General features: G+C 58.7%; 25 protein-coding genes and 1 tRNA gene. 15 read left to right on the forward strand and 11 right to left on the reverse strand.

The genetic code is table 11. From position 1 onward, the window contains the following. The first annotated feature begins 25 nt into the window (after positions 1-25). Positions 26-298: an exodeoxyribonuclease VII small subunit gene (locus BJP07_RS08045; protein ID WP_071566966.1), complete on the forward strand. Its 273-nt coding sequence runs from the start codon at positions 26-28 to the stop codon at positions 296-298. A gap of 8 nt (positions 299-306) precedes the next feature. Here BJP07_RS08045 and BJP07_RS08050 read toward each other — a convergent pair whose 3' ends face one another. Continuing rightward, positions 307-879, reverse strand: a complete 573-nt coding sequence (locus BJP07_RS08050; protein ID WP_071566967.1) for a DUF4245 domain-containing protein — start codon at positions 877-879, stop codon at positions 307-309. 260 nt (positions 880-1,139) lie between these two features. On the opposite strand from BJP07_RS08050, the gene glpX reads away from it, so the two are divergent. The 5 genes from glpX (at position 1,140) to BJP07_RS08075 (ending at position 6,378) form a co-directional block, all read left to right on the forward strand. Then, the gene (gene glpX / locus BJP07_RS08055) at positions 1,140-2,153 is read left to right on the forward strand and encodes a class II fructose-bisphosphatase (protein ID WP_071566968.1); all 1,014 of its coding nucleotides are present in this window, start codon (positions 1,140-1,142) and stop codon (positions 2,151-2,153) included. A 46-nt stretch (positions 2,154-2,199) separates the two neighbouring features. Beyond that, complete coding sequence (locus BJP07_RS08060) at positions 2,200-3,600, forward strand: class II fumarate hydratase (protein WP_071566969.1); 1,401 nt, start codon at positions 2,200-2,202, stop codon at positions 3,598-3,600. Positions 3,601-3,662: 62 nt separating this feature from the next. After that, positions 3,663-4,178 (forward strand): hypothetical protein, encoded by a 516-nt coding sequence (locus BJP07_RS08065; RefSeq protein WP_071566970.1) that lies wholly within the window; start codon positions 3,663-3,665, stop codon positions 4,176-4,178. Positions 4,179-4,219: 41 nt separating this feature from the next. Beyond that, positions 4,220-4,846, forward strand: coding sequence for a TetR/AcrR family transcriptional regulator (locus BJP07_RS08070; RefSeq protein ID WP_071566971.1), 627 nt, complete (start codon positions 4,220-4,222; stop codon positions 4,844-4,846). Between the two features lie 50 nt (positions 4,847-4,896). Beyond that, positions 4,897-6,378 (forward strand): MDR family MFS transporter, encoded by a 1,482-nt coding sequence (locus BJP07_RS08075; protein WP_369822343.1) that lies wholly within the window; start codon positions 4,897-4,899, stop codon positions 6,376-6,378. Here the strand turns inward: BJP07_RS08075 and BJP07_RS08080 are convergent. The 3 genes from BJP07_RS08080 to BJP07_RS08090 form a co-directional block, all read right to left on the reverse strand. After that, a complete protein-coding gene (locus BJP07_RS08080; RefSeq protein ID WP_071567034.1) occupies positions 6,375-6,911 on the reverse strand; it encodes a GNAT family N-acetyltransferase in 537 nt (178 codons plus the stop codon). The two genes, BJP07_RS08075 and BJP07_RS08080, sit on opposite strands and share 4 nt — an antisense overlap. 70 nt (positions 6,912-6,981) lie before the next feature. Continuing rightward, on the reverse strand, positions 6,982-7,578 hold the full coding sequence (locus tag BJP07_RS08085; RefSeq protein WP_071566973.1) for an LGFP repeat-containing protein: 597 nt from the start codon (positions 7,576-7,578) through the stop codon (positions 6,982-6,984). 49 nt (positions 7,579-7,627) lie between these two features. Next, a complete protein-coding gene (locus tag BJP07_RS08090; protein ID WP_071566974.1) occupies positions 7,628-8,338 on the reverse strand; it encodes a LysR family transcriptional regulator substrate-binding protein in 711 nt (236 codons plus the stop codon). A 22-nt stretch (positions 8,339-8,360) separates the two neighbouring features. On the opposite strand from BJP07_RS08090, the gene BJP07_RS08095 reads away from it, so the two are divergent. Beyond that, positions 8,361-8,720: a DUF5997 family protein gene (locus BJP07_RS08095; protein ID WP_071566975.1), complete on the forward strand. Its 360-nt coding sequence runs from the start codon at positions 8,361-8,363 to the stop codon at positions 8,718-8,720. Between the two features lie 3 nt (positions 8,721-8,723). Here BJP07_RS08095 and glyA read toward each other — a convergent pair whose 3' ends face one another. Then, on the reverse strand, positions 8,724-10,016 hold the full coding sequence (gene glyA, locus BJP07_RS08100) for a serine hydroxymethyltransferase (protein WP_071567035.1): 1,293 nt from the start codon (positions 10,014-10,016) through the stop codon (positions 8,724-8,726). 187 nt (positions 10,017-10,203) lie between these two features. Here glyA and coaA point away from each other — a divergent pair, with 187 nt between their 5' ends. Continuing rightward, positions 10,204-11,139 carry a type I pantothenate kinase gene (gene coaA, locus BJP07_RS08105; protein ID WP_071566976.1) on the forward strand — a complete coding sequence of 312 codons (936 nt, stop codon included), beginning with the start codon at positions 10,204-10,206 and terminating at the stop codon, positions 11,137-11,139. 30 nt (positions 11,140-11,169) lie between these two features. Here coaA and BJP07_RS08110 read toward each other — a convergent pair whose 3' ends face one another. The 3 genes from BJP07_RS08110 to mca are packed head-to-tail and all read right to left on the reverse strand — an operon-like array spanning position 11,170 to position 13,227. Next, positions 11,170-11,940, reverse strand: a complete 771-nt coding sequence (locus tag BJP07_RS08110; RefSeq protein ID WP_071567036.1) for an isoprenyl transferase — start codon at positions 11,938-11,940, stop codon at positions 11,170-11,172. A 45-nt stretch (positions 11,941-11,985) separates the two neighbouring features. Then, complete coding sequence (locus BJP07_RS08115) at positions 11,986-12,288, reverse strand: hypothetical protein (protein WP_143111754.1); 303 nt, start codon at positions 12,286-12,288, stop codon at positions 11,986-11,988. Positions 12,289-12,318: 30 nt separating this feature from the next. Next, positions 12,319-13,227, reverse strand: coding sequence for a mycothiol conjugate amidase Mca (gene mca / locus BJP07_RS08120; RefSeq protein WP_071566977.1), 909 nt, complete (start codon positions 13,225-13,227; stop codon positions 12,319-12,321). A 105-nt stretch (positions 13,228-13,332) separates the two neighbouring features. On the opposite strand from mca, the gene BJP07_RS08125 reads away from it, so the two are divergent. The 3 genes from BJP07_RS08125 to BJP07_RS08135 all read left to right on the forward strand — a co-directional run bounded on the left by BJP07_RS08125 (position 13,333) and on the right by BJP07_RS08135 (position 15,009). Then, entirely contained in the window at positions 13,333-13,797 is a 465-nt protein-coding gene (locus BJP07_RS08125; protein WP_071566978.1) for a DUF4307 domain-containing protein, read from the forward strand. A 107-nt stretch (positions 13,798-13,904) separates the two neighbouring features. Then, positions 13,905-14,426 carry a transcription elongation factor GreA gene (gene greA, locus BJP07_RS08130; RefSeq protein WP_071566979.1) on the forward strand — a complete coding sequence of 174 codons (522 nt, stop codon included), beginning with the start codon at positions 13,905-13,907 and terminating at the stop codon, positions 14,424-14,426. Between the two features lie 52 nt (positions 14,427-14,478). Next, positions 14,479-15,009: a hypothetical protein gene (locus BJP07_RS08135; RefSeq protein ID WP_071566980.1), complete on the forward strand. Its 531-nt coding sequence runs from the start codon at positions 14,479-14,481 to the stop codon at positions 15,007-15,009. A 162-nt stretch (positions 15,010-15,171) separates the two neighbouring features. Here the strand turns inward: BJP07_RS08135 and BJP07_RS08140 are convergent, their stop codons facing one another. Continuing rightward, entirely contained in the window at positions 15,172-16,002 is an 831-nt protein-coding gene (locus BJP07_RS08140; protein ID WP_071566981.1) for a Bax inhibitor-1/YccA family protein, read from the reverse strand. A gap of 263 nt (positions 16,003-16,265) precedes the next feature. On the opposite strand from BJP07_RS08140, the gene BJP07_RS08145 reads away from it, so the two are divergent. From BJP07_RS08145 to BJP07_RS08160, 4 genes are all read left to right on the forward strand, one after another. Beyond that, entirely contained in the window at positions 16,266-16,448 is a 183-nt protein-coding gene (locus BJP07_RS08145) for a hypothetical protein (RefSeq protein ID WP_071566982.1), read from the forward strand. A 463-nt stretch (positions 16,449-16,911) separates the two neighbouring features. Continuing rightward, positions 16,912-17,151, forward strand: a complete 240-nt coding sequence (locus BJP07_RS08150; RefSeq protein ID WP_071566983.1) for a hypothetical protein — start codon at positions 16,912-16,914, stop codon at positions 17,149-17,151. Continuing rightward, positions 17,148-17,801, forward strand: coding sequence for a hypothetical protein (locus BJP07_RS08155; RefSeq protein ID WP_071566984.1), 654 nt, complete (start codon positions 17,148-17,150; stop codon positions 17,799-17,801). Before BJP07_RS08150 ends, BJP07_RS08155 begins: the two co-directional genes overlap by 4 nt. Before the next feature lie 58 nt (positions 17,802-17,859). Continuing rightward, positions 17,860-18,486: a class I SAM-dependent methyltransferase gene (locus BJP07_RS08160; RefSeq protein WP_071566985.1), complete on the forward strand. Its 627-nt coding sequence runs from the start codon at positions 17,860-17,862 to the stop codon at positions 18,484-18,486. A gap of 168 nt (positions 18,487-18,654) precedes the next feature. On the opposite strand, the gene BJP07_RS08165 is transcribed toward BJP07_RS08160, so the two are convergent. Both BJP07_RS08165 and mfd read right to left on the reverse strand, forming a co-directional pair. Then, a tRNA-Leu gene (locus BJP07_RS08165) sits at positions 18,655-18,728 on the reverse strand. Positions 18,729-18,802: 74 nt separating this feature from the next. After that, complete coding sequence (gene mfd, locus BJP07_RS08170; RefSeq protein ID WP_083584171.1) at positions 18,803-22,387, reverse strand: transcription-repair coupling factor; 3,585 nt, start codon at positions 22,385-22,387, stop codon at positions 18,803-18,805. Positions 22,388-22,404: the final 17 nt, after the last annotated feature.

The following is a 22,404-nucleotide window of genomic DNA, read 5'->3' on the forward strand; positions in this document are numbered from 1 at the left end:
TTCTAGTACTTCAAGGAGACAATCCATGTCCGAAAACACCTACGGCAGTGGCCAGCCCACCGACGCCGCATTCCCCGACCCAGCAACGCTTTCATTCGAACAGGCAAGGCAGCAGCTCGTAGAAACAGTCAGGGTCCTTGAGCTTGGGCAAATGAGCTTGGACGAGTCGCTGAAATATTGGGAATACGGCGAGGCACTGGCGAAGCGCTGCGAACAGCTTCTCGAAGGAGCGTCCAAACGCGTCGAAGCCGCTATCCAGCAACGCGATGCAACTGCGCAGGCGCCTCAGCAGGAATAGCTCTGCAGCTACTGCGCTGGCAGCGGCTGAGTACCGAGGGCAGCGCTGATGAGCTCTTCAAACTCGGCCTCGGTTCCAGCGCCAGTTACGGCAAATCGGGCAGCGCCGGCGTCGACAATCCAAAGTGGGCGGGTTTTGGCTTCCGTACCCTTAAAGATCTCAACGCGGTGGCCGTCAATTGTTTCCTGGCGCTCAAGCGTGCGCTGCTTCCCGTCGACCGCGTCTTGGACGGTGTTACTGTCGGCACCTGTTTGTGTCAACTGGATAAAGCCACCATCGGGTGTGACCCACCCAACGACGGGGGCGGGTTGCTGAGCGATCATGCTTCTCCGTGCGGAATTCGTCACCCATCCCGTCGGCATTTCTGGATAGCGCACCGGGAAATCAACGCCGCGGGCCTCTAGCCCAAGAAAGGTCTTCGCATCGACTTCTTGAACAGGCCCGTTTTCTGGTTTACCAGGATTGAAGGTGCAAAGCCCGGTCGCGCCAACGGCAATGATCATGACCACCACAATCAAAATGACGTTGATGAGCATGTCTCTGCCGTCTTGGAAAATGCGAGGTTTGTTTTCTTGAGCCACGCGCTCCAGTATGACATGGATTCCCAACACCCCCGAATTCGTGGTTTACCCCCGCGCGTTGGTTTTTTGTTGAGGAAGTCCCCAGTTCAGAACGCCTAAATTGCCCCTTTGCCTACTTTTAGGTGTAGAAACAACGGTTTATGACTGACAAAAGTGCCATGATAGAGGTGTGCCAGACCGCAGTGGTGTGGCTTTGCAACGTGGCTGGATGTCGATGTTGTCACAACTAAAACTAGTTTGCCGCAGGAGGGCACTGTTTCATGTCTGAACAAACTTCTGAAAACTTCCCTGATCGCAACCTTGCAATGGAGCTCGTGCGCGTCACCGAGGCTGCCGCGCTCGCTTCTGGACGCTGGGTAGGTCGCGGGATGAAAAACGAAGGTGACGGCGCCGCAGTCGACGCCATGCGTAAGATGATCAACTCCGTCACGATGGACGGCGTCATCGTCATCGGCGAGGGCGAAAAAGACGAGGCGCCGATGTTGTTTAACGGTGAAAGTGTCGGCAACGGTTTTGGCGCCCAGGTTGACCTCGCGGTTGACCCGGTCGACGGTACCCGTCTGATGGCGGAAGGTCGCCCGAACGCCATTTCGGTCATTGCGGCCGCGGACCGTGGCTCCATGTTTAACCCACAAGATGCGTTCTACATGAACAAGATCGCAGTCGGCCCTGAGGCCGTCGGCGTCATCGATATTACGCAATCTGTCGATTTCAATGTCAAGGCTGTGGCAGAGGCAAAGGGGGTCGGGGTTGGAAACGTGACCGTGGTGGTGCTCGACCGCCCACGTCACAACAAGCTGGTTGAGGAGATCCGCAAGGCTGGTGCCAAGGTGCGTTTCATCATGGACGGCGACGTCGCTGGTGCCATCGCCGCCGCTCAGAACACTAACTCCATCGACATGGCAATGGGCATCGGAGGCACTCCAGAGGGCGTCATTACCGCGTGTGCACTCAAGTGCCTTGGTGGTGAGATCCAGGGCCAGCTCGCACCGCAGTCCGATGAGGAGCGCGAACGCGTGCTGGCAGCTGGCCATGATCTCGACCGCGTGCTTGGCCTCGACGACTTGGTAGCCTCCGATAACTGCTACTTCGCGGCAACCGGTGTCACCAATGGCGACATGCTCCGCGGCGTCTCCTATCGTAAGAATGGCGCTACTACCCGTTCGTTGGTAATGCGCTCGAAGTCTGGCACAGTGCGCTACGTGGAGTCCCTCCACCAGCTGCCGAAGCTTCAGGCGTACTCCGTGGTCGATTACTCCGGCCCGATCAAGTAATTCAAAACATCGACTGTCTGTAAAGAACAAGTAAAGGAAAGATTGAATGGCCGATAAGCAGTACCGTATCGAGCACGACACCATGGGTGAGGTCAAAGTACCCGTTGACGCGCTGTGGCGTGCTCAGACCCAACGTGCGGTAGAAAACTTCCCTATTTCTGGCCGGGGCCTTGAGCACCAACAGATTCGCGCTCTTGGGCTTCTTAAGGCTGCGTGCGCGCAGGTCAACAAGGATTCAGGCAAGCTCGATGAGGAAAAGGCTGACGCGATCATCGCTGCGGCGAAGGAAATCGCGGACGGCAAGCACAACGACCAGTTCCCAATTGATGTTTTCCAGACTGGCTCTGGCACCTCCTCGAATATGAACACCAATGAGGTGATTGCGTCGATCGCGCTCGCGAACGGTGTTGAGGTTCATCCGAATGACCACGTCAACATGGGCCAGTCCTCGAACGACACCTTCCCAACTGCTACGCATGTTGCTGCTACGGAAGCAGCCATCGAGGTGCTCATTCCTGCCTTGAAAGTCCTGGAAGAGTCCCTGGCTGCGAAGGCTAAAGAGTGGCACGAGGTAGTGAAGTCGGGCCGTACGCACTTGATGGACGCGACCCCGCTGACGCTTGGTCAGGAGTTCTCTGGCTACGCCCGCCAGATCGAGCTTGGCATTGAGCGCGTCGAGTCGACTGTTGGACGCCTCGGCGAGCTTGCGATCGGCGGCACCGCGGTGGGTACCGGCATTAACACGCCAGCAGACTTCGGTGCAAAGGTCACGGCCGAACTAGTGAAGCTCACCGGGCTGACGCAGCTGTCAGAGGCAAAGAACCACTTCGAGGCCCAGGCTGCGCGCGACGCGTTGGTTGAGTTCTCCGGTGCGATGCGCTCAGTTGCTGTGTCGCTGTACAAGATCGCGAACGACATCCGCCTGATGGGTTCAGGCCCGCTCGCAGGGTTCGCAGAAATTCACCTGCCTGACCTGCAGCCGGGGTCGTCGATCATGCCTGGCAAGGTGAACCCTGTACTGTGCGAGGCAGCGACCCAGGTTTCCGCCCAGGTCATCGGCAACGATGCTGCAGTGGCGTTCGGTGGCTCGCAGGGACAATTCGAGCTCAACGTGTTCATCCCGATGATGGCGCGCAACGTACTGGAGTCCGCTCGCCTGCTGGCGAACGTTTCCCGCCAGTTCGCTACCCGTCTGGTCGACGGCATCGAGGCGAACGAGGGCCGCATGAGGCAGCTTGCGGAGTCGTCGCCGTCCATCGTTACGCCTCTGAACAGTGCAATCGGTTACGAGAACGCTGCGAAGGTCGCAAAGCACGCGGTAAAGGAAGGCATCACGATCCGTCAGGCCGTGATCGACCTCGGCTTCGTTGACGGCGTTGCGCTGACTGAGGAGGAGCTCGACAAGCGTCTGAACGTTTTGTCGATGGCGCACACCGAGCGCAACTAGTCTTCGCTACAATCATCCCTGCTACTGCCTATACCCATGAGCACGACCAGGGATGATTTTTTGTGTCTGATTCATTTTCTCAACTCCGTTCCGCTGGCGGCTCAAATAAGCCATGGGTCGTTGGAGGAGTGTTGGCGCTGGTGGTGTCCCTCATTGGCGTAGCACTCGCTGCTGCGTACTGGTCCGCGCAGCCCAAACCGGAGCGAAGCGGGGCGCCTGCAGTTGTGACGGTGACCGCGCTCCCTGAAACACCGCAAGTGCGTGACGACGCCCCCTCTGGAACTTTCCAAGGCACCCTCCAGTCGCACGATCCAGCCGCTACCGTAGCTGCGTGGCCAGCCATTTTCTCCCTCCATGAGGGTCAAGGTATGGTCAGCTATCCCTTGAACGGTTGCGTTGCGCTGATTGGGTTCGACGGGAAGACGTCTGCTCTGACGAAGCAGTGCCCTCCAAGCACTGATGAGGGTTTTTGGGACTTTTCCAGCCCGGAGCCTGGCATCGTTGAAGCACGGTTTTACGAGCACCACAACGAGGAGTCGCCATCCGTGGAAGGCGCACTATCTCTCCTGGTTGAGTAGGATTCTTTGATATTTTTGCACGGGGTGTAATATTGCACCCCGTGAATTTTCCTAATCATACAGAAGGTCTGCGGCAGCGGAAACGCCGCGAAACCAGGCAACGGATCTTCGACACAGCCTCGTCTCTCGTGGCGCGCGAGGGCTACGACAACGTCACCGTCGAAGATATTTGTCAGGGTGCTGGCATCTCACGGCGGACGTTCTTCAACTACATGGATTCGAAGGACGAGGCGATACTTGGCCCGTCCCCGCTCGAGTTCACTAGCGAGAGTTTCACCCGCATCGCCAACGAGCAGTCAACAAACATGTTGGCTTTGATCATCGATGCGATGGAGGAATCGGACGCAACGGCTGGGGTCGAAGATGCTTGTCGCCTCCAGCGGCTCGTGCAGGACAACCCGTCGCTTGCTAACGCAATGCTGGCCCGCAAACGCGACACGTTGCACCATCTCGAACTGGCTGTACGCGAGCATTTGAAGCGTCATGCCGAGGACCGGCGCCTCGATGCCTCCGAAGACGCAGAGGCACGAATCATCGTGGAGCTGTTTCGGACGACGTTCGTGCTTTTTGCGCGCAGCCCCCATTTCCAAGAGGAAGAACCTCCCAAGGCACAAGCTCGACGCATAGCTGCCGTCGTCACGAAGTATGTAAAGGAGTTGCAGTGGTAAACAACGCAAAGCCGCATGTCGGCCTTATTTTTGGGGCTCTGCTCATCACGATGCTGATGAGCTCGTTAGGGCAGATGATCTTCTCCACTGCGCTGCCCACCATCGTCGGCGAGCTTGGCGGCGTCGACCACATGAGTTGGGTGATTTCGTCATTCCTGGTCACGATGACGATCGCGATGCCGATCAACGGCAAGCTCGGTGACAGAGTCGGACGCAAGTGGCCATATATTTGCTCAATTGGCCTGTTTGTTATTGGTTCGACGTTGGGCGGGCTTGCGCAGTCGATGCAGTTGCTCATCGTTGGCCGTGCCGTGCAGGGGTTCGGTGCCGGCGGCATGATGGTGAACTCCCAGGCGATCATCGCTGAGGTCGTTCCCGCACGAAGTCGCGGAAAGTACATGGGAGTCATGGGCGCCGTGTTCGGCGTCTCCTCGGTGCTTGGCCCGGTGCTGGGAGGCTGGTTCACAGATGGACCTGGCTGGCGTTGGGGGCTCTGGATGAATGTGCCGCTCGGGCTTCTCGCGATGACAGTCTGTACGATCGTGCTGCATCTGCGTCAAGGCACCCGCTCGACGCAGCGCATCGATTGGCTGGGCACCGTGCTCATGGCTGTGGCAACGACCTCGCTCATTCTGACTACGACATGGGGCGGCACGCAATATGAGTGGTCTTCGCCGATCATATTGGGCACTGCGTCGCTTGCGGTCGTCACCGCGATTCTGTTTGTTGTCATCGAGCTGCGCGCCGAGAACCCACTCATCCCCATGTATTTGTTCCGTAACCGCAACATGGTCTTAACGACGGCCTCCGGTACGGTGCTCGGCCTGGCGATGACGGGTACGCTCGCGTACTTGCCCACATACCTACAGATGGTGCACGAGCTTACCCCGACGAACGCAGGCCTGATGATGCTGCCAATGGTGATCGGCATGCTCGGGACGGGCACCTCGGTTGGGTTCGTCATCTCGAAGACGGGCCGGTACAAGATGTACCCGATCATCGGAATGTCTATCGTTGCGGTTGGCCTCTTCCTCTTCTCGAAGCTCGAAGTGACCACATCGTTGACCACGCTGGGCATCTACATGTTCATCTTCGGTTTCGGGCTCGGCCTAGTCATGCAGGTACTTGTCTTGATCGTCCAAAACTCGTTCCCGTTGGCTATGGTTGGCACCGCGACAGCGACGAACAATTTCTTCCGCCAAATCGGTTCTGCCATCGGCGCATCGCTGATTGGTTCGCTGTTTATCCACAACATGACCCAAAAGCTTTCTGAACGAGTACCAGCGGCGTTGGCCACGATGGATCCTCGGGAGGCCGCGCCGTATGCAGAACAGTTCTCGAGTAGTGGCGGGCACAACTCACTGACGCCGAACCTGGTTATCCAACTGCCAGACACGCTGCGTGACGCTGTCCTCAGCAGCTACAACGATGGCTTGACGCCAGTCTTCTTGCTGATGGTGCCGCTGGCAGCCATTGCATTGGCGTTGCTCTTCCCAGTGCAGGAAGACCCACTGAAGGAGACGCTGGACTAGGGCTGCTTTTCTTCTGGCTTCGGCAGCAGCAGCTCATAAATGTCGGTATCACGCCACTGCCCTTGCCGCTCTCCGTAGGACATCTTTGCCATGTGGTGGAGGGTTCCAACTTTTTGGAATCCGCGCGACTTGTGCAGCCCAGCCGAGCCCTCGTTTTCCGGGAAGATCCACGAATGTATCGACCACTTATCGAGCTCGATACACGTGGCGATGAGCTTGTCCAGCAACGCCCCGGATACCCCCATGCCCCGCGCGTCGGGATGCACGTAGATGGAATCCTCAACCACCCCGTGGAAGACGCTTCTCGACGACGCCTTCGCCGCAGCTACCCACCCCAAGACGCGCGCGTCGTCGTTTTCATCCACTGCGACAAAGACCGTTTCCATGATTTTCGCCCTGGAAAACTGCTCCCATGTCAGGCCGCGCGTCTCATAGGTTGCGTTTCCGGTACTCAGCCCCATCTCGTAGATTCCTCGCACCTGCGAGTAGTCTTCTGGCCGGATTGGTCGAATGGTAAACCCTTTTTTGGTCATAAAAAACATTGTCCCCATTGGTCACACATCGTGCAACCAACGGGGACAAAGGCCTGTTTGGGGCTATAATTTACTTTTCGATAATGTTCGCAGCGAATGCGCCGTTGTCATTATTCTCACGGGTCCACTCGATAGTGCCGTGCTCAAACTTCTGGAACCAGCCAGACTCGTTTGGAAGTGGCGTCTCAGCCTCAGTTGGGAAGCCGACCTTGTCCATGACGCCCTCCTGAGTCAGCCATACATTGGCGATCTCGCCCCAAATAGGTGCGCCACCTGTGTTCTCATTCCAAGCGACGTGGTGGTCGTTGTCGAAGTCGACGATCCAGCTACCGTCGTGCTCGGTGGCCTTCAGCGGTTCGCCCCACTCCGGCTCAGCATACTGGCCGATTGCCTGAACCAGGCCGGTCGGAACCAGTGTGCTTACACCGTCAGCGGTGGCCAACTCTACCGACTCTGTAGCAGCTGCGCCTTGTGGGCCGGTCGCGGTCTCGGTCTCCGCCGCCTCGGTGGCGGTCTCGATATTGGTGACTGTTGCGGTACCGGAAGCGCCATCCGCTGCTGTGGTTGTAGCTGCCGTGTCAACGCCCTCCCCATCGGAGCAGGCAACCAAGCCTGCAGCCAGAGCGGTAGCGGCAACTGCGGAGGTGAAAACTTTCTTGTAGTTCATCAATTTTTCCTTTCGTTGTTGAATTTGTCCGGTTCCCATTATGCAAATATCATTTCTGCCGCCTCTTTTTCACCCCCGTTCGGGGCGATTTCATACCCGCCCCCTTGCGCTTTTCTCCCCGTTTAGTATATGGACGTTTTACCTGGGCATTGCGGGAGTCTGACACCTGTTTGCGTCGTTTTTTCGACGCCGCTTGTTCACTCCCCCGCGACGAGCGCGCAGTTCGCCCCTTTGCGACGCCAACAAAATCTTGAATCACGTCACAGTCATCAGTCCTTCTCCACACCAGTGCGATCTCCGTTGCAGCAAGTGGGGCGTCGCGGACCTCCAACACTTTGATCTGCTTTTTCGAAAGCACCTTCAACAGTGGTAACGGCGCCAACGTCACCCCAACGTTCGCAGCTACTACCTGTAATGCCGCGCGCAATTCATCGATTGACGCCTGGGGCTGGTATGTCCAATTGATAATTTCGCCCTCGAGATCCGCGTAGTCCACGCGCTCACCAAGTTCGGCAAACAAGGAATCTTTGGGTACCGCAACCCCTGGCGCCTCCGTATAGAGACGAACAACGTGAAAGTCGTCGGTCACCCGAGCATCCGGCAAACGCATCAGCGCCAGCGACGCGGGAGTTGCCTGGTCCACGAGGGCGGCGAAGGGGTCGTCAACACCCTGTGTATCGAGAGTATGAGGCGTGGACTGGACGAAACGTTTGAACCACTTCCCAGGCTCAGTACCGGTGACGAAAGCGAGCGATAGCATGGCCTAATGCTACCGTTTGTGTATGACTACACAGAAGCCATCCGGTACCGCCATGAAAGCCGCGACCGCAGCAAAGAAACTCGGCATCTACCTGGCTGCAACGCCGCAAGAGTTCCAAGACAACGCTGTGACGCACGCTCAACTGCGCGAATTACAGCAAAATCCGCCAGAGTGGCTACAGGACCTGCGCCGCAACGGCCCTCACCCCCGCCCGGAGGTTGCACGCAAGCTCGGCATCTCGATCACCGCGTTGAAGACCAACGGCATGGATAAGCCTCTCACCACGGAGGAGATCAACGAGCTGCTCAAAGACCAGCCAGAATGGCTGCGCTCGGCCCGCACAACCCTTTCCGAGCAGCGCCAGGCCGAGCGACACCAATAGCTCCTAGAGCATCTTCCAGTCTTCGAGGTCCGGGTAGAGCGGGAAGCGCTCTGCCAAGGCATCAACGCGAGCATGCAGCGCCTCGACGTCTGCGTGTTCACCCTGGATGAGTGCCTCAGCAATAATTTCCGCCACTTCTTCAAACTCCTCTTTGCCAAAGCCACGGGTTGCCAGCGCCGGAGTGCCGATGCGCAGGCCCGAGGTCACGGCTGGCGGACGAGGGTCGAATGGAACCGCATTGCGGTTGACGGTGATTCCAGCTTTGTGCAGCAGATCCTCCGCCTGCTGGCCGTCCATTGCGGAGTTGCGCAGGTCCACTAGCACAAGGTGGACATCGGTGCCGCCGGAGACGACGTCGATCCCAGCTTCCTTGGCGTCCGGTTGCGTCAAACGCTCGGCAAGGATCTTTGCGCCCTCCAGGGTTCGCTCTTGCCGGTTGCGGAACGCATCTGTCCCCGCAAGCTTGAACGCGGTCGCCTTCGCAGCAATCACGTGCACCAGCGGTCCGCCCTGCTGACCAGGGAACACCGCGGAGTTGAGCTTCTTGTGCAGTTCAAGGTCGTTCGTCAGGATGAAGCCGGAGCGTGGGCCACCAATCGTCTTGTGCACCGTGGACGAGACAACGTGCGCATGAGGCACTGGCGACGGGTGCAGCCCCGCCGCCACGAGACCTGCGAAGTGCGCCATGTCTACCCACAAGTACGCACCAACCTCGTCGGCGATCGAGCGGAACTCGGCAAAATCTTCATGGCGAGGGTACGCAGACCAACCCGCGATAATTACCTTCGGCTTGACTTCGCGCGCCTGCTCGCGCAGCTTCTTCATATCGATAGTGCACGTGTCCTTTTCGACCTCGTACGCAGCGACGTTGTACAGCTTGCCAGAAAAGTTGATCTTCATACCGTGCGTCAGGTGGCCACCGTGCGCGAGGCTCAGGCCCAAGATGGTATCGCCCGGCTCGCACAGCGCCATCAATACGGCCGCGTTTGCCTGCGCACCGGAGTGAGGTTGCACGTTAGCGTACTTCGCGCCGAACAGCTCCTTCGCGCGGTCACGTGCCAAGTCCTCGACGACGTCGGCGTGTTCACAGCCACCGTAGTAGCGACGGCCGGGGTAGCCTTCTGCATATTTATTCGTAAACACCGACCCCTGTGCTTGCAGCACAGCTCGCGGAACGAAGTTCTCGGAAGCAATCATCTCCAGCGTATTTCGCTGGCGTGACAACTCCTGAACGATCGCTTCATGCACTTCGGGGTCAAAAGTAGCGAGATCCTGGTAGCGGAGGTCTTCAGACACGTGCACCGGGTCCTTTCAAGATCAGACAGTCAATCATGTTTTGGCTCATGCCCGGGCACACATTCGCCCGGCACTGCTATGCAGTATAAGCATCAACGCTAGGATAGAAGTCCACTTTATTCAGGAACTTCCAGGTATCGACTCCTCAGTTCCCCGCACCGCGCCAACAAATGCAAGAATATGACGCATGGCTAAATCTTCCCGCACCTCAGATTCAAGCCCTTACTTGGACTTTCACCGCGACGACTGGCGGCAACGTCGTGCGCAAATGCCACAAGTGTTGACGGAAGACGAAGTATCTAAACTCAGCGGTATTGGCGAAAACCTCGACATGCAGGAAGTCGAAGACATCTACCTTCCGATCTCTCGTCTCATTCACCTGCAAGTAAGAGCACGCCAAAAGCTCACAAAAGCCACCGAGACATTTATTGGCGACGATCCTGGCCATGTGCCCTTCATTATCGGTATTGCGGGATCGGTGGCCGTCGGCAAGTCGACAACAGCCCGCGTGTTGCAGGTGCTATTGCAACGGTGGGACTCGCATCCTCGCGTAGATCTCATTACTACCGATGGGTTCCTCTACCCCAGCAAGGTGCTCCAAGAGCGCAACTTGATGGACCGCAAGGGGTTCCCTGAGTCATATAACAGGCGTGACCTCATGCGCTTCGTCACCGAGGTGAAGTCAGGCCAGCCGCTGGTGAAAGCGCCGATTTACTCCCACTTTGCCTACGACATCGTCCCGGGTGAGTACATCGAGGTCCGTCAACCGGATATCCTCATTCTGGAAGGCCTCAATGTGCTGCAAACCGGCCCGACGCTCATGGTGTCCGACCTCTTCGATTTCTCCATCTATGTCGATGCCGTCGCCACCGACATTGAGCGCTGGTACATCGACCGCTTCTTGAAGCTGCGCAACACCGCTTTTCGAGAGCCAGGCGCGCACTTCGCGCATTACGCCAACATCGATGACGCACAAGCGCGACACGAGGCGCGAGATATTTGGCAGTCCATCAACCTGCCGAACCTAGTAGAGAACATTGCACCGACGCGTATCCGAGCATCGCTGGTGCTACGCAAGGGACCTGATCATTCCGTGCAATGGGTCCGGATGCGCAAAATGTAGCGCCAGGCCGTGGCTGGCATGGCAAGCCACCTATTTGCCAAAGCGACGCGAGCGCTGCGAATACTCCCGCAGCGCGCGGAAAAAATCGATCTTGCGGAACGCTGGCCAGTACGTGTCCGTAAACCAAATTTCGGAATAAGCAGCCTGCCACAGCAAGAAGCCCGACAAACGCTGCTCCCCCGACGTTCGAATTACAAGGTCAGGATCAGGTTGCCCCGACGTGTACAGGTGCTGTGAGACGGATTCAACCGTCACCGCGTTGACGAGTTCGTCAACGCTGCAGCCTCTGGCGGCGGCGTCGCTAATGAGGCTGCGAACGGCGTCGACAATTTCTTGTCTACCGCCGTACCCAACCGCAATGTTGACGGTGAGACCCGCCTTGCCTGTGGTGGTATCAGCGGAGCGGCGCATCCGTTCTGCGACCTCGTCTGGAAGAAGTTCAAGGTGGCCCACGAGACGGACCTTGCAGGAGTAAGACTGCGTCGCTAGGTCCTCAATGACCTCGGAAATAATGTCAAACAGCAGCTCGACTTCTTCTGATGTCCGTTGCAGGTTCTCCGTCGACAGCAGGTAGATCGTAACGACGTCGACGTCCATCTCTGCCGACCACCGCACAAGCTCACCAATTTTCGCTCCACCCACGCGGTGACCATGCGAAATATCAGTAAATCCGGCCTCACGCGCCCAACGCCGATTGCCGTCAGCCATCACTGCGATGTGCTTCGGACGCTTCTTGCCTCTCAGCTCACGCTTCAGGCGCGCTTCGTACAGCGGATACAGAATCTTTTGGAGGCTACTCACGGACCCAACCTTACTCACCAATCAACGGTATGTATGTTAGCTGTTTTAGATCCACCGCTTCTTCCGCTGGTCAAGCACTCCTGCCTCAGCCATCGCCTTATCCAGCGCTTCTTGATCAAAAGGATCGATCCCATGCTTCTCCGCAAAAATGCTGCGGCGGCGGAACCGAGAGTACCGACGATGGAACGCAAAGCCGAGCGAGAGAACAACCACCGCCAGCATCACAAGCAGCAACAAACCGAATGGTGAGGCCTTGCCGAAGTCCGGCCCGACGGGGTTCTCTTTCGGAGCCTGCGCCACCAAATATGCAGAGGTGTTGATAATCGCCGCGTGTGCCGTGGTCATCATGTTCAATTCGTCTTCCTTGTGCTGAGAAAATTAGCGCTCTTGTCCGTAACCCTCGGCCAGCGCGTCTGCGGTCTCCGGGTCAATGCCGGTGAAGAGATCATCTTCCGGCAACGTTGATGCTACGCGAGTCTTGGCTAACTCAAACTCCTCGGTCGGCCACACTTCCTGTTGGTCCTCGACCGGGCTCGCCAAGAATGCACCAGCAGGATCGATCTGCGTCGCATGCGCCGTCAGTGCGGCTGCACGCTGCGGGAAGTACTCCGCGCACTCCACTCTTGTGGTGACACGGCTCATCACATCGGCCTTGTTTTCCTCCCACCGCTGAATCATCAGCTCATACGGGCTCTTCTTCCCCTGCGCATATAGGCGCTCCTGCAGAAGGCGCATCCGCTGCAAGATAAACCCATGGCTGTAGTAAAGCTTCAGTGGTGTCCACGCAGGTCCCGCCTCTGGAGCAAAGGATGCATCGCCCGCTTTATCCCACGCCAACATCGAGATTTCGTGCACCATCAAGTGGTCGGGGTGCGGGTAACCGCCGTTTTCGTCATAGGTAATGATGACGTGGGGGCGAAACTCCCGGATCGACGCCACGAGATGCGCTGTCACAGCCTCCGGGTCTTGGGTTGCGAATGAGCCCTCTGGCAGCGGCGGTAGGGGGTCACCCTGCGGTAGCCCCGAATCTTCATACCCCATCCACTGGTGCTCTACGCCGAGTGCCTCAGCTGCCTCCGCCATTTCCTGTTCGCGGACCTCAAGGAGGTTTTCCAGCACGCCAGGGCGGTCCATTGCAGGGTTGAGGATGTCGCCTCGTCGCCCATCAGTACAAGTGACGACGAGCACCCGGTTCCCCTCAGCAGCGTATTTTGCCGTCGTTGCCGCACCTTTTGAGGATTCGTCGTCAGGGTGTGCGTGGATCGCCATCAAGCGCAAGCCGGCCACTATTCCTCCTAGAACGTATCTGGGGTCTGATTCCGTAACTCCGCGCCATCTTAGTACCATTGGAACGGATTGCAGCTTTAGAGTCATTCAGCGAGGTAAGTAACCGTGACGTCCCCCAGTCGCCCATCATCCCGGTACGGCTCCAGCGCCACCCCGACAGCTACGAAACGCAGCAACGCCACCGGGCGGATCGTCGCGCTGATCGCCATCGGGCTCGTTGTTGTTCTCCTCTACAGCGTCTTCGACTACTTCAAAAAGCAGGAGTCCCGCACCGTCACCGCTGACTTCATCTCGCTAGAAGCCGTCGATGACACCACCACACGCATGTGGATCGATGTAACACGCAAGAATGTCGAAACCCCTTCTTACTGCATCGTTACCGCGGTGGACTACGCGCATGCCGAAGTTGGCCGTCGCGAAGTCGTGCTCCCTGCTGGCGGTCAAGGGCTCGAGCGCATCGCCGTCGAGCTTCCCGTGCGCGAGCCTGCTGTATCGGGGCGCGTCTACGGCTGTTCGGACAACCTCCCCTTCTACATGGACCCAACCAGCACCTTTTACGACGCCCGCTAAGCCTCACCAGTGCACCACCTGCGTGATGGCTGTGCTATTATCCGCCTGGTAAAGTTGCCCGCCGGTCGGCGGGCTCGTTTGACATATATAGGGAAGGTTTTTACCTGATGGCGCAAACTCAGCAGCAGTACATCACCCCGGAGATGAAGGCCAAGCTTGAAGCTGAGCTTCAGCAGCTCATCGACAATCGCCCTGTGATCGCAGCCGAAATCAACGAGCGCCGTGAAGAAGGCGACTTGAAGGAAAACGCCGGCTACGACGCCGCTCGTGAACAGCAGGATCAGGAAGAAGCTCGCATTAAGCAGATTTCCGAGCTGCTCGCTAACTCCACGACGGAGCGCTCCGGCATCGTTGAGGGCGTGGCCCACGTCGGTTCCGTTGTACACGTCTACTACAACAATGACGAAAACGATAAGGAAACGTTCCTGATCGGTACCCGTGCGGCATCCACGGACAACGAGGATCTGGAGACCTATTCCGAAAACTCCCCACTCGGCGCTGCCGTTGTCGGCGCATCCGAAGGCGAAACGCGCACCTACAACGCACCAAACGGCCGTGAGATTTCGGTAACAATCGTTACCGCAGAGCCGTATGATTCTGTTAAGGCTTCCACGCCACGAGCGAAGTAGCCTGCCGCCGCCATCGGCGTTATCAGTAATCGCTGACATTGAAGGAATTTCTGTGAATACGTTCTTTTCCCGCAAGCTTGTCCTCACCAGCGTGGTCGCACTCGGTGCGGTTGGGCTGGCCGCCTGCCACCCACCTCATCAAAACCCGTCGGACATAAAGGTCGACACCGCTCAAAGCCAGGACCCAACCTCTCTTCCTGGTGAGCGCGCAAAGGCAACTCCGACCAACGTGACGGAGGCAGCAGGTGCTACCTCTGAGGCTGCAGTCACCGAGACCGTCACCGCCATGGGCGCTTCGGACAAAACTCCACTGGTCAACAACTGTGGCAGCATCGGCCTTGAGCGGCCAGCTTCGCTGACCCTCAACTGCAGCGACCAGAACGATTTCCTCCAGGACATCGTGTGGGACACCTGGTCTGAGCAGCTCGCACAAGGCACCGCTACTCGCACCACGGTGAACCCGAACCGCGAGATCGAAGATGTACAGGTTGTCCTGGGCAACCCGGACATCGTCGATGGCGTGCTGGTGTTTAACACGATCACTGTTGATGGCACGTCCATTAACCCGGAGAGTGAGCGCTAACGGTAGCGTGCACCTACTCTTTAGCCCCGGTTCCGCATTGTGTTGTTGAACCGGGGTTTTGTTCTTCCTCATTGTTCCTCAATGAGCAAAACAAGCACCCGGCCTCACTGTTGTGGGACCGGGTGCTTGCGTTAGTGTGTGTTCGCTAAGGCTACGGGTAGGTTAACGCTGCTGGAAGTAAGACAGCAGGCGCAGGATCTCGGTGTAGAGCCATACCAGGGTCACTGCCAGGCCAAGCGCAACGCCCCAGGCTGCCTGAGATGGAGCACCCATGCGGACCAGCTTGTCAGCGACATCAAAGTCCTGCAGGAACGCGAGCGCCCCCAATACAATGCAGAGCAGGCTGAACACGATGGCGATGGTGCCACCACCACGAAGCGGGTTCATGCCGGCAAAGATGCTCAGCAAGAGGTTGCCAACAACAAGAATCAGCACGCCGAAGATGGCCGCCGTGAGGATTCGGTTGAAACGCGGGGTAACGCGGATCGCGCCGGTGCGGTAGACCACGAGCATGCCCGCGAACACACCGAACGTACCAAGGATGGCCTGGAAGATCAGTGCGCCGGCGTCCGCACCCGCAACGCTGAAATGCCCGGTAACGGCGAACGAAAAACCGCCGAGGAACAGTCCCTCAGCAGCCGCGTACGCCAAGGTGATAGCCGGAGAACCGTACTTCTTGCCGAATGCATGGATCATTACCAAGACGAAACCGGCTACTGCACCAACCAACGTAAGGATGCCGGCGATGGAACCGTACCCGCCAACGAAAAGACCGAAGTTGATCACCGCAAACGCGACGATCACGGCGAGGGTAATGCCGGTTTTGGTGACCACGTCGTCGACCGTCATCGGACGGTCTTCAGGCACGGCGCCCACCGATGTACCCATCGGTGTTTGCCCGTATGGGTTCGAGGCACCGTACCCCTGGTATCCAGTGCCACGTTGGGAATCTACTCCCGGCAGAGTTTTCAATACAGGGTTGTTGCTACTCACGGACCCCTGATCCTTTCTTTTGAGAACAATCGTTCATCTACTCCAACGCACCAGCACCTGTTTTAGTTCCATGCACAGAGATGCGCACGAAGGAACCTCCCTAAATCTCGTCCCTGGGCGTGGAAAATGCTCAGCGCAATGTATGCGTGTTTTAAGCTGCGACGATACTCCTGGACAGTTGTCGCTCACCAGGATGGTCGCCCCCTATATCAGGTTCTCACCGTTACGTCCCCGCCATCGACGGGATCCGGACACTCACGGTCATGTTGGTTATCGCCTATTACCTCAACCTCCCAGCGTTCAGCGGCGGCCTGCTCGGTGTGGATGTGTTCTTCACGCTCTCGGGGTACTTGGTCACGCTCAACCTCATGCGCGGGCACTATCGGGGTAACTCACTGCACCTGAAGACTGTTGGGGGAGGCGCTTCCGACGCCTCATTCCAGTAATGCTGACCATAGTGTTGGCGGTGGTGATTCTTTCCGTCACGTTCGATGCAGGCAACCTTCGCGACCGCTGGTTTGAAGCGTTGAGTTCGACCTTCAATGTGAACAACTGGCACAACATCGCCGCCGGATCCTCCTACTTTGACCAGTTCAATGGCCCAGGACCGCTGGATCACTGTGGTCGCTGGCTATCGAGGAGCATTTTTATCTCTTGTGGCCACTGCTGCTGTGGGTGCTGTTGAAGGTGTTTCGTCGTGACTAGCTCGTAGCGGTCGTGACCACGGTGTTCGCCGACATTTCCTTTTGCATGGATGTAGGTGCTCGCAGACCCCACCATTGATGCGACCCGCGTTTACGAAGGTACCGATACTCGCGCAGGCGGGCTGCTTCTTGGCGCGGTGTTGGTGATCGTAATTTCTACACGCAAGCACGCAAGCAAGACGACGGGCTCCTCCCCCTGTCAACCATGTTTGAGAATCCGATCCGCCGCAGCGGTGTATTCGGCCCGATGAAACAGTTCCGCGCGCACCCCTTGGAGGCGATGCGGCCGATTACGCTCGCTGCCCTCATCGCGATTGGTCTCCCAGCAGTATTCGCCATGGATGCGGCGAGCACCACCATGTCGCTGCCAGAGAATGCACCACGCGCGGTTCTCGCGACCGCAGCAAGGAGAAGGACAACGCCGCGGAAGCTCCGGAAAGCTTGACGACGTCCGCTTCTGACAAAGCCACGTGGAAGGACCAGCCTTCGGATGTGAAGATGAGCTGTGAGAAAGTCATCCACGTCGGCGATTCGACATCTATTGGCATGTTCGATGTCAACCAGCTGCATGAGGGGTCGGTCACCGCGATCGATCGTTACTTGGATGCCGGTGCAGCCGAGGTGGATACGAGTGTGTTTGGTGCCCGCGCGACGAACCAGGGCTTCAACGGCAACGGGGAGAACTACGCGTCAGCGATTGAATCTGTACAGCAGCTGCTCGCCCAGGGCGCGGCTGACGACGACACCTGCTGGGGCATCGCCACCGGTGTGAATGATGCTGTCAATGCGGATGCTGCCCGCTCCTACGGCTATGCCCCGACCGGCGAGTTGGAGGCGAACATCCGCAAGATGCTCGATCTGCTCGAGGGCTACCGCGTAATGTGGCCGACGGCGGCAACTCAATGTTGCGTTGCGCAAGGTTGCGAAGGAGCGTCGAGACGTAGTTGTCTACGACTGGACAAGCGAGGCCCGCGCCAACCTAGACTGATTCCTCGCAGGCGACAAGGTCGCACTACACCGCCACCGGCAACGACATCCGCGGCAAGCACTTCGCAGCCGCACTGGCTCACTCGTTCCCGAAGGACGTCCCGGTAGACAGCATCCCGATGGACGCAGAAGTCACTTCCAAGGGGCCAAAGCTATAGTTTTTGGCATGGCAACTTGGAAAGAAATCGTCTCTGCAAACCCTGATCATTCCGAAAACTACGCCCAGCGGTGGCGCAACTTTGTGCAGCAGGGCAAGGATATCGACGGGGAGGCCCGGCTTATCGACGCCCTCTCCGCCCGCCACGCCCGCATCCTAGATGCGGGCTGCGGAACCGGCCGCCTTGGCGGTTATCTGGCAAAACGCGGGCACACCGTCTTCGGTGTGGACATCGACCCGGTGCTGATCGGGTACGCGCACCAGGACTTCCCCGACGCGAACTGGTCCGTGGGTGACCTCTCCACCGACCCGATTGAAACCCGCGACATCGATATCGCGGTCTCAGCGGGCAACGTCATGGGCTTCCTTGCCGTCGACGGGCGTAAATCAGCGCTCGAGAACATCTTCCGGACGTTGCGCCCAGGCGGACGGTTCGTTGTCGGCTTCGGGCGCGGGCGCGGCTGGGAGTTCGACGACTTCCTCACCATGTGCCGCGAAGTCGGGTTCCGGCCTCAGCACCAGTTTGCGAGCTGGGACTTGGAACCGTTCACGGCGGAATCCGGGTTTTTGGTCGCTATTCTGCAAAAGCCAAAAGTTGATGAGCAGGCCGTGCGCTCGTTGACCAACCTGCTCTAACAGCGTGCTTACTGGGCTACGCGCGCGCCTCGACACCGCGTGATCCCAGTCAGGCGGATAGAACTGCACCGTGCATCCTCTCGGACTTCGGCGACAAGGGATGCGCAAAAACATAGTCGATAAAAGCAAAAGGCCCCGCTACCTGTGGGTATGCGGGGTGCTGCGTTGTGCCCCCAGTGGGACTCGAACCCACACTGAATTGATTTTAAGTCAACTGCCTCTGCCGATTGGGCTATGGGGGCGCACGGGCTCATAGTACAGGCAGTACCCGGAAAACTCCCAATGGGCCCCGCCTGACAGAACCCGGTAGAACTCGCTACTGGCTCACGCTGATGATGCGCTTCTTTTTTCGACCAGCATCACCGTCAGACTGACCCGTGACGGAAATCTTCTCGGTATCGAAGATGCCTGCAATGAAGTCGGCGACCCATTGCAACAGCTCCATGTCGCGCAGGTTCGGCTGGTTGATACCTTTGCCTTCGCGTGGCATGGGTACCTGCAGCGTCTTTGCTGCGGCTCGGTAATTCGCTCCAGAGTACAGCCGCTTCAGCCTGACCTGCTTCGAGTCCGGCAGCTCTACAGGGTGGAATTTGATCCTTGTGCCCTGGGTCAAAATGTCCGAGATCCCAGCAGTGCGGGCAAGGTGCCGCACGCGTGCGACCGCGAAGAGGCGCAAAACCTCGGTCGGAAGCGTACCGAAGCGGTCGATCATTTCCTCGGCTACCTTGCGCAGGTCCTGTTCGTCACGGGCCTCAGCAAGCTTGCGGTACACGTCGAGGCGTAGGCGCTCAGCGTTGATGTAGCTTTCGGGGATGTGGGCGTCGACAGGCAGATCGACACGGATTTCCTTCGGGCCCTGCTCTGTTGCGTCGACGACGTCCCCGCTCATGAGCGCCTTGTACGTTTCGACGGCCTCTCCGACCAGGCGGACGTACATGTCGAAGCCAACGCCTGCGATGTGACCCGACTGCTCCGCGCCGAGCACGTTGCCGGCGCCGCGCATCTCCAAGTCCTTCTGCGCGACTGCGATGCCGGCACCAAGATCGTTGTTCTGCGCGATGGTCGCAAGGCGGTCGTAGGACGTTTCGGTGAGTGTTTTCTCTTTCGGGTACAGGAAGTACGCGTAGCCGCGTTCGCGGGAGCGCCCGACACGTCCGCGCAACTGGTGCAACTGGCTCAGGCCCATGTTCTGCGCGTTCTCCACGATCAGGGTGTTGGCGTTGGCGATGTCCAAGCCGGTCTCGACGATCGTAGTGCAAACCAGCACGTCGTAGTCGCGGTTCCAAAAACCTTGGACGGTTTGCTCAAGCTGCTGCTCACCCATCTGACCATGCGCCACAACGACGCGCGCCTCAGGTACGAGCTGCCGCAGCGAACGCGCAGTCTTCTCGATATCGGAGACGCGGTTGTGAATGTAAAACACCTGGCCGTCGCGGAGCAGCTCGCGTCGAATAGCTGCCGCAACCTGCTTCTCTTCCTGGGGCCCAACGTAGGTCAGCACCGGATGGCGGTCCTCCGGAGGAGTCGTAATCGAAGTCATCTCACGGATGCCCGTCAGGCTCATCTCAAGGGTGCGAGGGATCGGCGTCGCCGTCATAGTGAGCACGTCGACATGGCTCTTGAGAGCCTTGATGTGTTCCTTGTGTTCCACGCCGAAACGCTGCTCCTCATCCACGATGATGAGGCCGAGCTTCTTCCAAAACACCCCTGTTTGTAGCAGGCGGTGCGTGCCGATCACGATGTCGACGGAACCATCGGCCAACCCAGCCGTGATTTCCTTGGCTTCCTTCGCCGAAGTAAAGCGCGACAGCTCGCGCACCGTCACCCCGAAGCCGTCCATACGTTCGTTGAACGTGGAGTAATGCTGCTGGGCAAGCAGCGTCGTCGGCACAAGCACCGCGACCTGCTGCCCGTCCTGCACCGCCTTAAACGCGGCACGCACCGCCACCTCAGTTTTGCCAAAGCCCACGTCGCCGACGATCACACGGTCCATCGGTGTGGGTTTCTCCATGTCTTCCTTGACAGCTTCGATAGCGGCGAGCTGGTCTTCAGTTTCCACAAACGGGAACGCATCTTCCATCTCGTGCTGCCACGGCGTATCCGGGCCGAAGGCGTGGCCCGGCGCGGCCTGGCGCTTGGCGTAAAGCTCGATGAGCTCGCCGGCGATTTCGCGGACAGCGGCGCGCGCCTTGCGCTTGGTGTTCTTCCAGTCGGAGCCGCCCATCTTGGACAGTGACGGCTTCTCGCCGCCGGTGTACTTGCTCAGCAGGTCGAGGGATTCCATCGGTACCCAGAGCTGGTCGCCGGGCTGGCCGCGCTTTGCAGGCTGATATTCCAACACAATGTATTCGCGCCGGGAGTCTTCATCACCGGTTTTGACGGTGCGTTCAGCCATCTTGATGAACTTGCCGATGCCGTGCGTGTCATGCACAACGAAATCACCCGGAGTCAAGGCAAGTGGATCAACCCGGTTCCGGCGGCGCGGGCGACGCCGTTTCGCGCCCGCGATGTCACCGACGCGGTTGCCGGTCACGTCGGTTTCTGTCACTACCACCAGGTTTGGTCCGGGGAATATAAGTCCTGCGTGTGACAAGGACTGGTACACCGTCACAGCGCCGTCGACGGGCTCCAGGCCCGGCGTAGCGATGCGCGCCGAAATGCCGTGCTCCCTCAGTCGCTCCGCCATGCGCTCAACGGTGCCCTTCGCGGGCGCCACGAACGCCACCCTGCCGCCATTAGTCTGCACGTGCAGCTTGAGCGTCGCGTAGAGCTGCTCGATCGCCTTCGGCTCCCCCTTCGGTGCCGGTGCCGCCTCGAACTCCAGCGGCAGCGTCATCGCGTCGTCAGCAGCAAACATCCCAGGAGGCGCGAACGTCCACCACGCGTTGCCCGCGTTTCGCGCTGATCGCTCCAGGGATTCGAACGAACGGAACGAGGACGCCGATACGTCCAAACCCTCCACAGCGAGCGGGCCCTCCGCGCCCATCGCTGCGGCTTCCCACCCAGCCTCCAGGAACTCCTGGTCGGTCGCTTCAAGGTCCGCGATACGGGTGCGCACCTTCTCAGGACCGGAGACGAGCACAATACTGCCCGGTGGCATGAGTTCCGGCAGCACCGAGAACTTTGCGTTGCTGAGCACCGGGATAAGCACTTCTTCCCCATCCGCGTGTGTGCGCTCAGAGATCCGCGTCAGCAGCTGCACCAGCGTAGAGTTCGATGGATTCGTGCGGGCGAGCTCGTCGGCTCGTTTGGCAACGCTGTCGTCGATAATTAATTGACGCGCCGGGAAGAGCTCGACGGATGTGAGCTCCTCAATGGTACGCTGGTCGGCGACTGCGAAGCTACGAATGTCGGTGACTTCGTCGCCCCAAAACTCGAGGCGCACTGGGTATTCGGCAGTCGTCGGAAAGATATCAATGATGCCGCCGCGCGTGGCGAACTCGCCGCGTTTTGCCACCATGTCAACGTGCTCGTAGGCAAAATTGACGACTTGTTCGGTCAGCTCCGTGAAGTCCCACTCAGTGTCGACCTTGACCGTGATCGGCTCCACCGCAGGCAGCACCGGCTGGCAGAACGCACGCGCTGACGCCACGATGACCTGTGGCATCTCCCACAGCACCTTCGCGCGGGCGCCCACAACGTCAGGCGCTGGCGACAATCGCTCGTGTGGCAGCGTCTCGAATGCTGGGAAGTTCGCGACCTTGCTCTTGCCGAGCATCGCCTGCAACTCAGCAGTCAAGTCCTCAGCTTCGTGGCTCGTCGCAGTTACCAGCAGCACTGGCACCTGGCGTGCCAGCGCACCGGCGGCCCACGAACGAACCTGATCAATACCAGTCACATGCAGCGAATCGACGCCAATGTTGCCCACCAGCCCCTTCAGCTTTGGGTCGGTGAGCGCCATGGTGAGCAAACCACCCA

Origin of the sequence: Corynebacterium sp. NML130628 (assembly GCF_001875665.1) — a bacterium.
Lineage (GTDB): Bacteria > Actinomycetota > Actinomycetes > Mycobacteriales > Mycobacteriaceae > Corynebacterium.